Source organism: Actinoplanes flavus, from assembly GCF_017592555.1.
Taxonomy (GTDB): domain Bacteria; phylum Actinomycetota; class Actinomycetes; order Mycobacteriales; family Micromonosporaceae; genus Actinoplanes; species Actinoplanes flavus.
The window spans coordinates 1-1,425 of sequence record NZ_JAGFNS010000082.1; the positions used below are offsets into that span (position 1 = coordinate 1).

Consider the following 1,425-nt stretch of genomic DNA (forward strand, 5'->3'; position numbering starts at 1 on the left):
TCAGAGGGTGTTCCGTGAGCTTTTGACTGTTTTGCTGCTGGGGCGGGGTTAGGTGCCCTGATGGGTAGGGCTGGCGGTTGAGACTGGCGCAAGGCTGAAGGTGCCGGGTGGGCCTTCGGTCAGCACGCCGCGGGCGACCAGTCGTTTCAGTTTGGCGCGCATGGTTTCGACGTGTCGGGCGAGGGTTCCGGTGCCCATGGCGCGGCATACGTCTTTGACGCCGAGCGGGCCGGCTACGGCGTCGAAGACGGCGATGATCTGTTGGTAGGTTTCGCTGGCGACGGTGGCGTCCGGTGGTGGTGGCCCGGTTTCGCCGGCGAGCCGGGTCAGTGTCTTGCGGGTGATCTCCAGTTCGGTCAGTTCGGTTTCGACCTCGGCGAGTTCCTCGGTGAGCACGGCGATCTGCTCGCGTAGCCGGTCGGCTGCCGCTGCGGCGGCGGCTTCCCGGCCGGCGATGAGGTCCAGCAGCGAGGGAAGCGTCACGCGTCTGCCGGTGCGGGCCGCCAGGACGAGGTGTTCGTGCCGGTCAGCCGGCGGATCAGGTTCACCGTCGCCGCCCACCAGGTGTGTGCCACCGTGGACTCGGGCCGGCTCTCGTAGTCGCGGGTCAGCCGGCGGTGCAGCATCAACGTGCCGTGGGTCTGTTCCACGACCCACCGTTTTCTGACCGGCACGAACCCCGCCCGCCCATCAGTGCGTCTGACCTGCTCGACGCTGATACCCAGCATCGCGCCGTGGATCTCGACGTCGTCCTTGAAACCCGCGTCCACCCAGGCCTTGGTCACTGTCGGGGTGTACTCGACGACCTTGTCCAGCAGCCGCACACCGATCACGGTGTCGGTGACCGAGGCCGCCATCACCACCACCGCGATGATCAACCCGAGAGTGTCCACCGCCAGACCCCGTTTACGCCCGGACACCTTCTTCGCCGCGTCCAGACCGGTCGTGGCCGCCGGCACCTGATTCGCCGCCCGCACCGACTGGGTGTCCAGCACGACCGCGGACGGATCCTCCGCCCGCCCCGACCGCTCCCGCACCTGACATCGCAGCAAGTCATGAATAGCCTGGTCAGTGCCGTCATCGCGCCACAACGCGAAGTAGTAGTAGACCGCGGACTTCGGCGGCAGATCATGAGGCAGATACGCCCACTGACACCCGGTCCGGTTCTGATAGACGAGCGCGTTGACGATCTCCCGCAGCTCGTAACGACCCTGATGACCCGACACCGACGGACGCCGCTTCTTCCACGCCCGCAAGAACGGCTCAACCAGCGCCCACTGCTCATCGGTCAAATCACTCGGATACGCCCGACGCCCCACCACCCCATTCAAACGTCATGCCAGCGACCACAGACATCGACACAACCCAAAACCAGCACATCGAGCGACACCGAACTGCGGAAAACCCTTACAAAACACCCTCTCA

The 1,425-nt window shown here is 65.6% G+C and carries 2 protein-coding genes; both read right to left on the reverse strand.

The window, feature by feature from the left end:
• Positions 1 to 48: 48 nt before the first annotated feature.
• Positions 49 to 483, reverse strand: coding sequence for a hypothetical protein (locus tag J5X75_RS43745; protein WP_208473638.1), 435 nt, complete (start codon positions 481 to 483; stop codon positions 49 to 51).
• Positions 480 to 1,322, reverse strand: a complete 843-nt coding sequence (locus tag J5X75_RS43750) for an IS5 family transposase (RefSeq protein ID WP_208473639.1) — start codon at positions 1,320 to 1,322, stop codon at positions 480 to 482. Before J5X75_RS43750 ends, J5X75_RS43745 begins: the two co-directional genes overlap by 4 nt.
• Positions 1,323 to 1,425 lie beyond the last annotated feature (103 nt).